This window comes from Streptomyces hirsutus, assembly GCF_001418415.1.
Taxonomy (GTDB): domain Bacteria; phylum Actinomycetota; class Actinomycetes; order Streptomycetales; family Streptomycetaceae; genus Streptomyces; species Streptomyces hirsutus.
Window position 1 is genome coordinate 1 of sequence record NZ_LIQT01000672.1, and the last position, 5,844, is coordinate 5,844.

Sequence of the window (5,844 nt, forward strand, 5' to 3'; positions counted from 1 at the left end):
CGTACGTGGATCACGCCGGAGCACCGACCTCCGGCGTGATCCACGTACGCACCCGGCTCACCGCCGACTTCACGGTGATCTCCAACGCCCTCGCGCAGCGGCGCGGCAGCGCGGTCACCGTCGGCGTGGCGGTCTACATCCTCTCCCTGCCCACCGGCACCCCCGTCAGCATCGATGCCCTGTGCGCGCACTTCACCGAGGGCGAGATCCTGATCTCCCGGGCGCTGCGGGAGCTGGAGGCCGCCGGTTACCTGGAACGCCGCTGTGAGCGCCTGCCCTCCGGGCAGATCCGCACCCTGACGTACTTCTACGACGTCCCCGGCGGCAGCCCGGAACCGGAGCCGGACGGGCCACCGGAGCCCGACGGCTCCCCGGAACCGCCGAAGCCGCCCCGGCCCCGGAAGCCGCCCGCGGCCGAGCGCGCCACGTCCTCACCAGCGACGGTCACGGAAGTGGCGTCCTTCCCCGCTCCGGACCGGCCGGAGAAGGCGGCGTCGCTCTCCGACGCCGACCCGCAGGCAGTCGCCGTGCTGACCGCGCTCCGCCGCGTCGATCCGCGGCTCCTCCTGTCCGAGCGGGAGGCCGTGCGGCTGGCGCCGGCCGTCGGGCAGTGGCTCGCGGCAGGTGTCGCGCCCTCCCGGATCACCGCGCATCTCACGGCACGGCTCCCCGACCACTTCCTGACCCGCCCGGTGGGCCTCCTCGCCTTCCGCCTCCGGGAAACACCCCTGCCCGCGCCGCCTCCGGCCCCGCTCCCGCCGTTGGCCGAACGCCCGGCCGTCCTGCCGTTCCAGACCTGCGACGGCTGCGAGCGTGCCTTCCACGCCCCGGAGCCCGGACACTGCCGGGACTGCCGACGACGCGAGGAGAAGCTGCCCGCCGCTGCCTGAGCCGACGATTCAGGGCGCTCGACCAGCCGGGAGGCCGGACAACGCCGATATGCACGGCGTTTGCCATACGTCAGGGGTGGGGGCGGCATAGTCTCGAAGACCGACCGGAAGAACCGCGCCCCAACGCCCTGAACAGGCGAAACGGCAAGCCTCCTGGGCCGATGTCGATCGCACCTCGTTCGGGGTGAAGAGGCCATGGGTTCGAACCCCGCCACCCCGACCGTGAAGTATCGGCTCAGGGGCCTGATCCGCATGCACGGGCGGGGCCCTGAGCGGTTTTCCGGGGCTCTTCGGGGAACCGGCTTCAGGATCCGGCTCCAGACGGAGGCAGGCGACGCCCCCGGCTCGGCCGCGTCAGTGGTCCTGGCGTCCGAGCTGCTTCGATTCCTTCAGGTATTCGGGGCACTCGGCGTTGTGGCAGGGGCCGGGGCGCCACACGGGCACGAAGATTCCGAGAGTCTTGTGCCGGCCCTTCACAGTCGTGGTCACGGGCTGCTTGCAGACCGGGCAGACAAGCGCTCCCGGGGAACCGGTCTCACGCTCGGCTTTACTCATTCTTTAATAGTAGGTTCCGCGGTCGCAGAAGGACACCGGGAACGCGCGCGCGTTCTCCGGCGTTGATCAGCCCGCCGGTCGGGGCGGATCTTTCCCGTCCCGGTCCTGCTCGGTATGTGCGCCTCCGCCCGGGCCGGGGTTCTCGGTGGTTGCCGACTCCGGCGGCGAGGCCGCCTTCTCGTTCGGACCGCCGGGCACCGGGTGGGGTGGGGCGGGCCGGAGCAGACTGAGGGCTACGGAACCGGCCAGGACGACGACGATGACCGCGAGGCTGACCGGTGAGGGGATCTCGGGGACGCTGGTGCTGATCGTCTTGTGGGACGCCTGCAGGACGAGCTTGACGCCGATGAAGGCGAGGATGATCGCGAGGCCCTTGCTCAGGTAGTGGAACCGGTCCAAAAGCCCTGCGAGCAGGAAATAGAGGGCCCGCAGACCGAGAATGGCGAACGCGTTGCTGGTGTAGACGATGAAGGCGTCGTCGCTGACGGCGAGAACGGCGGGAACGCTGTCGACGGCGAAGATCAGGTCGGCTGCCTCGATGGCGGCCACCACTGCCAGGAGCGGGGTGGCCACGCGCTTGCCGGCTTCCTTGACGAAGAACTTCGCACCGGCGTACTCGTCGCGGACCGGCATGATCTTGCGGAGCAGCCGTACGGCGAAGTTTCTGCCCGGGTCGAAGCTCTCCTCCTCGTCCTTGAGGAGCTTGTAGGCGCTGTAGAAGAGGACGGCGGCGAAGGCGAAGAGCACGGCGGTGAAGCGGCTGACCACGGCGACGCCGAGGGAGAGGAAGATCCCGCGGAAGACCAGGGCTCCCATGACACCGAAGAACAGCACACGGTGCTGGTAGGCGCGGGGCACCTTGAAGTACGCGAAGATCACGGCGAAGACGAAGAGGTTGTCGACCGACAGGCTCTTCTCCAGGAGCCATGCGGTGATGTATTCCGTGCCCGCCGTCGCACCGAGGACCAGGAAGACGACCGCACCAAAGGTCAGGGCGAGGCCCACCCACAGGGCGCTCCAGGCGCCGGCTTCCTTGAAGCCGATGACGTGCGCGGTGCGATGGGCCAGCAGGTCCACCGTCAGCGACACCACCACGGTCGCGGCGAACGCCCCCCACAGCCAAAGCGGGACCTCAAGCACGCCAGTCACTCCTCCACGGCCCACGCCGACGGATGGGAACCATTTACCGCATTCTGCGTCCATTCGTGCACTTGAGCGATCCAGGAGGCCGGACCGGTGTGCGCTCCCGCTTCCTTTGGCACACGGCCTGATGCCGAGCGCGCACCGGGACAGCCGGGCTCCTCCCGCGGACGGGACCCGTCGGGCTGTTCGACCGCTCCGGCGCATCAGCCAGGCCGTCAGCGTGGCCGCTGCCGCCATACCCGCCGGTTCGATCACTGGAGCAGTCGAGCAGCACGGTCAGTGCATGCCCCGGTCTTCCAGGGCTGTCTTCAGGCTGCGCAGGGCGTAGTAGACGCGGGACTTCACCGTGCCCTGGGGGACGCCGAGGGCGGTGGCCGCCTGCTGGGTGGTGCGGTCGGCGAAGAAGGTGGCCTCCAGGACCTCGCGGTGTGCGGGCGTCAGGGCCTGGAGGGCGTCGTGCAGGACGATGGACGACAGCATGCGTTCGATGTCGTCGGCCTCGGTGCCCAGTTCGGTCAGCCAGGTCGCGCCGCCTATCTCCAGCGGGCGGGCCATCTTCGTACGGTGTGCGTCGATCACGATGTTGCGGGCGACGCGGAACATCCAGGGGCGTACGGCCATTCCCTCGCCGTCCGCCAGGTTCTGCTTGTTCCAGCAGCGCAGCAGCGTCTCCTGGATGACGTCCTCCGTGCGGTGGGTGTCCCCGTTCAGCATGCGCAGCACGTACGTGTAGAGGGCCGGGCCGTGCTCCAGGTAGAGGTCCCTCAGTGCCCGTTCCTCGGGGGACACCGCGCTTGCCGATCCGATCACCGTCACGTTCATGGTGCGCTCCTGCTCCTTGGGACGGCCGGCTCCCTGCCGTGGGACGGGGAGCCGGAACCTCCGGCGGAGTGGAGTGTCGCCAGGCGTGTTCGACGCTCGTTCGATACTTCATTGACGTTGGATACATGCGTCGTACAACGGGGTTGTGCGACCGGGTTGCACGGCGGTTTTGTGCAGCGGGTTTGTACGGCGGTTTGCACGGCGGCGGCGTGCGACGGGCCGGTCAGACGTAGGCCGTCAGGTCCTCCAACTGGATGCGGACCTGGTGGGCCAGGTGTTCGTCCGCCGGGGACAGGCGGCCGGCGCTGTGCAATCTGCCCCACATGTGCAGCAGTTCGTTGCCGTGGATCTCCGCTGCCCGGTCGTCGTCCAGCCGTTGCCACGCGGCTGCCGCCCTCGCCACCGCCGCCGGCGCCTGCGGGTCGCCGGCCCCGCACAGGATGCGGGCCACGGACAGGGCCAGCACCGTGGCCTCCCGGTGGTCCCCGCGCAGGTGCGCCAAGTACGCCTCCATCGCCCGCGCCTCCAGGGCGTCGGGGTGTTCGGCGCCCATCTCGGCGGTCATGGCCTCGCGCAGCGCGGTCGCGTCGTCCAGCGCCTCGTCCAGTCGGCCGACGGCCGCCAACGCGTTGATCCGGGTGATCCGTTCGATCAGCTCGGGCGACAGGTCCACGGCGGCCACGGGGGCGGACAGTTCCTCGGTGACGCCCCGTGTGGTCCTGCGTGTCGGCTCCGGGGGTGGGTCGGATGCCGGTGCCGGTTCCGGCTCGGGGGCCGGGTGCGGTTCCGCCTCCCGCTCCATGGCCGGCTCCTGGCCCGGTACGAGCTCCGGTTCGAGGGCCGTGGCCTGGGCCGGGATGCTGATCCGGACCGGCGGGTTCGCGGTGTCGCCGGCGGCGGTGGCCCGCGCGCGGGCGACGGCCGCGGCGATGGCGGACCCGGCCACGGGAGGCGGCACAGGCGCCGGGGCCTCGGAGACCTCCAGGTTTTCGGAGTCCTCGGGTACCTCCGGTTCCGTCGGGCCTTCGGGAACCTCCGGTTCCCCCGGCTCCTCCGGTACCAGAACCCGGCTCGATCCGTCCGGCGCGACCTCCAGGGTGAAGTGGGCGTCGCCCGGTCCGTCGGTCACGGTCGCCTGCACTGCGGTGCCGTACTGCTCCGCGTACCGCTGCAAATGATCCAGTACGGCCTCGTGCACGGACTCGCCCGGTACGGGGGCGACGGGTGCCTGGCCGATGCGGGCGAATCCGTCGTCGGAGATGTACACATCGAAGTGGGTCATGGCTGTCCTCCTCATGGGGCGGGAGTCCCCTCGTCGCCGGACTCGTCGGGGCTGGGAGTGACGCCCGGGGTGGCGCCGTCGGGCGGGGCGGCTATACCGGCGTACTTGGCGAACTGGGCGCGGATGGCGGCCACATAGCCGAGGGCGTCGTTCGACTGCGGGACGCCCCCCACCTCGATGACGGCGTCCATGCCGACCTTGTAGGCGGCCAGGGTGACGTCCAGAACGGTCCCTTCGACCGTCTTGGCGTCGATGGCGCTCTTCGCCTGTTCGGCCAGGTCGCACATGTAGCGGCCCTGCGCCATGATCGAGTCGGCGGTGTCCGTGGCGTCGACCTCGTCGTTGTCGTCGTCGTCCTCGCCGTACTCCTCGAAGATCTCGGGCGGCAGCTGGGAGATGCCCTTCTCGCCGTTGGCGCCCTTCATCTCGGCGTTGAAGCCGGAGGCGTTCTCCAGCTGCGACGCGATGACGATCGGGCCGATGTCCGAGCACAGCTCGCCGGCCTCCTTGATGCTGTCCACCAGGTCGTCCGGGACGGTGTTCTCGTCCAGCTCCTCCTTGCCGTCGCCGCCGAAGACGTTCTCGATCTCGTGGCCGATGGCCTCGTTGGCGGAGTCGCTGCCTCCGCCCCCGCCGAACAGCAGGATCAGGGCGATCAGCGGCGCCAGCAGCACGCCGAATCCGCCGAGGACGATGACGACGCACGCGCCGATCACCAGGATCGCCGGCGACATCAGACAGCCGCAGCCGACACCGGCCGCTGCCACGTTGCGGACGGTGTTCGATGCGTTGTCTTCCGAGTCTGCGCTCATCGGCGCGTGCCTTCTTCCCCTCACCTTGAACCGCTGTGCCCGTCGGCCCGTTGTGCTGTCCGGCGGGCTCGGTGGATGAAACGCAGCCCGGCGCAAAGAAGTTCAAACCGGTGGAAACCAGATGAGTCAGAGCAGCACAGGCACAGGGCAAGAGGGGGGCAGGAAGCGCATGGGCACTCCTTCGGCAACGCCGTCGGACCCGCAGGGCTGGGTACGGGGACCGAAACCCGCCCGCCGGCGACCCGGCGCGGACACGGCCGGCCCCGAGGGGCAGGGCGCCGCTACGTCCCCCGCGCAGCAATCCGCCGCGCGGCCGGCTCCGGCCGCGCGGCGGATTGCT

General features: G+C 70.1%; 6 protein-coding genes. 1 reads left to right on the forward strand and 5 read right to left on the reverse strand.

Going from position 1 to position 5,844, the window contains the following annotated elements; genetic code table 11:
* Nucleotides 1–5: 5 nt before the first annotated feature.
* The gene (locus AOK11_RS37100) at nucleotides 6–890 is read left to right on the forward strand and encodes a hypothetical protein (protein WP_206189008.1); all 885 of its coding nucleotides are present in this window, start codon (nucleotides 6–8) and stop codon (nucleotides 888–890) included.
* A 354-nt stretch (nucleotides 891–1,244) separates the two neighbouring features.
* Here the strand turns inward: AOK11_RS37100 and AOK11_RS37105 are convergent, their stop codons facing one another.
* The 5 genes from AOK11_RS37105 to AOK11_RS37125 all read right to left on the reverse strand — a co-directional run bounded on the left by AOK11_RS37105 (nucleotide 1,245) and on the right by AOK11_RS37125 (nucleotide 5,504).
* Nucleotides 1,245–1,379, reverse strand: coding sequence for a hypothetical protein (locus tag AOK11_RS37105; RefSeq protein WP_338058970.1), 135 nt, complete (start codon nucleotides 1,377–1,379; stop codon nucleotides 1,245–1,247).
* A 132-nt stretch (nucleotides 1,380–1,511) separates the two neighbouring features.
* Nucleotides 1,512–2,585, reverse strand: coding sequence for a TerC family protein (locus AOK11_RS37110; RefSeq protein WP_079035321.1), 1,074 nt, complete (start codon nucleotides 2,583–2,585; stop codon nucleotides 1,512–1,514).
* 279 nt (nucleotides 2,586–2,864) lie between these two features.
* Nucleotides 2,865–3,410 carry a sigma-70 family RNA polymerase sigma factor gene (locus tag AOK11_RS37115; RefSeq protein WP_055598024.1) on the reverse strand — a complete coding sequence of 182 codons (546 nt, stop codon included), beginning with the start codon at nucleotides 3,408–3,410 and terminating at the stop codon, nucleotides 2,865–2,867.
* A 223-nt stretch (nucleotides 3,411–3,633) separates the two neighbouring features.
* Nucleotides 3,634–4,692 (reverse strand): tetratricopeptide repeat protein, encoded by a 1,059-nt coding sequence (locus tag AOK11_RS37120; RefSeq protein WP_055598025.1) that lies wholly within the window; start codon nucleotides 4,690–4,692, stop codon nucleotides 3,634–3,636.
* 11 nt (nucleotides 4,693–4,703) lie between these two features.
* Complete coding sequence (locus AOK11_RS37125) at nucleotides 4,704–5,504, reverse strand: hypothetical protein (protein ID WP_055598026.1); 801 nt, start codon at nucleotides 5,502–5,504, stop codon at nucleotides 4,704–4,706.
* Nucleotides 5,505–5,844: the final 340 nt, after the last annotated feature.